Here is a 1,881-nt window from a genome sequence, read left to right on the forward strand (position 1 = left end):
CCGCCGATCTGGAGCCGTATAAACAAGCCTTTCACGCGCCCCTGGTGTTCAACGCACCGTATGACGCGCTGATCTTCGAGCGCGCGGATATGGAAGCGCCGCTACCGACGGCCAATGAAGCGATGGCGCTGCTGCACGACCGGTTTGCCGGGGAATATCTGGCGCGCTTTTCCGAAAGCCGTGTGACCCACAAGGCGCGGCAGGTGTTGTGTCGGTTGTTGCCGCAAGGCGAACCGAAGCGCGACACCGTGGCGCAGACCCTGCACCTGTCGCAACGGACCTTGCAGCGCCGCTTGCAGGAGGAGGGCACCAGTTTTCAGCAGTTGCTCGATGACACCCGCCGCGAACTGGCCGAACAGTATCTGGCGCAACCGAGCATGACCCTGCTGGAAATCGCTTATCTGCTGGGATTTGCCGATCCGAGTAATTTCTTCCGCGCCTTCCGCCGCTGGTTCGACACCACGCCCGGCGATTACCGGACGCGGTTGTTGCAGGCGCCGAACGCGGTCAGTGACGCCAAAAGGCCGGAATGCACAGCACAAACACCGTAATGATTTCCAGGCGGCCGAGCAGCATGCCGAACGACAGAATCCACTTGGCGGCATCCGGCAGGGTGGCGAAGTTGCCCGCCGGGCCGATGGTTTCACCCAGGCCCGGGCCGACGCCGGACACGGTACTCGCGGCGCCGGTCAGCGCTGTCATCCAGTCGACGCCGAGCAGCGACAGCAGCAGGGCAATCACGCAGATGGTGATGGCGAAGAAGAACGAGAAGGTCAGAATCGAGCGCACGATCTCTTCGTCGAGGCGGTGGCCGTTGTACTTCTGCTTGATCACCGCGCGTGGGTGAATCAGCTGGTTAAGGTTGGCCTTGAGCAGGATGTAGGCGACCTGGAAGCGGAAAATCTTGATCCCGCCCGCTGTCGAGCCGGAACAGCCACCAACAAAACCCAGATAGAAGAACAGCATCAACGAGAAGTTGCCCCACAGGCTGTAGTCGCCCAGGGCAAACCCGGTGGTGGTGACCACCGAGGTCACGTTCAGCGCGACATGCCGCAACGCCTCCAGCCAGTGCAGTTTGGTCGTCCACCAGTACCAGGTGCCGAGTACCAGCCAGGTCACCAGCAACATCGCCAATAAACCCTGCACTTGCTGATCCCTGATCAACGCCTTGCGGTTGCCGCGCAATGTCGCCACGTAGAGAGTGAACGGCAGGCTGCCGAGGATCATGATCACGATCGCGACCCAGTGCACGGCCGGTTGTGTCCACTTGGCCAGGGACTGGTCGGAGGTCGAGAACCCGCCCGTGGAGATCGCCGACATCGCATGGTTGATTGCATCGAACGGGCTCATCCCGGCCCACCAGAGCGCCAGGCTGCCGAGGATGGTGATGCCGACATACGCTGCCACAATCAGCCGCGCCACCATGTGCGAGCGCGGCATGACCTTTTCCGAACGGTCCGAGGATTCGGTCTGGAACAGGCGCATGCCGCCGATGCGCAGCAACGGCAGAATCGCCACCGCCATGCCGATGAAGCCGATGCCGCCGAGCCAGTGCAGCAGCGAGCGCCACATCAGAATTCCCGGGGACATGGTGTCGAGCCCGCTGAGCACGGTCGAACCGGTCGCGGTGATGCCGGACATGCTTTCGAAAAACGAGTCGGTGTAGCTGATGTGCTGGGTCAGCAGAAATGGCAGTGCGGCGAAAATACACACCACCAGCCAGCTGCTGACGGTCAGCAAATACATGTCGCGGGGGCGCAGATGAATGTGTTCCGGCCGGCCGGGAATCACCAGCGCGAGGCCGGCGACGAAGGTGATCATGCTCGCCCAGAGGAACGACGGCAGGTCGCTGGTGCGCTCGAAAATCACCAGGGTGGCCAT

Annotated in this window: 2 protein-coding genes; one reads left to right on the top strand and one right to left on the bottom strand. The window is 62.2% G+C overall.

Features of this window, described 5'->3' with window-relative positions:
- Positions 1-551: helix-turn-helix transcriptional regulator (locus DBR24_RS34060; protein WP_256591895.1), on the top strand; the 551-nt coding region annotated here is incomplete at its 5' end.
- On the opposite strand, the gene DBR24_RS27140 is transcribed toward DBR24_RS34060, so the two are convergent.
- Positions 508-1,881, bottom strand: a complete 1,374-nt coding sequence (locus tag DBR24_RS27140; protein ID WP_256591896.1) for a TrkH family potassium uptake protein — start codon at positions 1,879-1,881, stop codon at positions 508-510. The genes DBR24_RS34060 and DBR24_RS27140 overlap by 44 nt on opposite strands.

The sequence above is a fragment of the Pseudomonas sp. HMWF006 genome (genome assembly GCF_003061205.1).
GTDB lineage: Bacteria > Pseudomonadota > Gammaproteobacteria > Pseudomonadales > Pseudomonadaceae > Aquipseudomonas > Aquipseudomonas monsensis.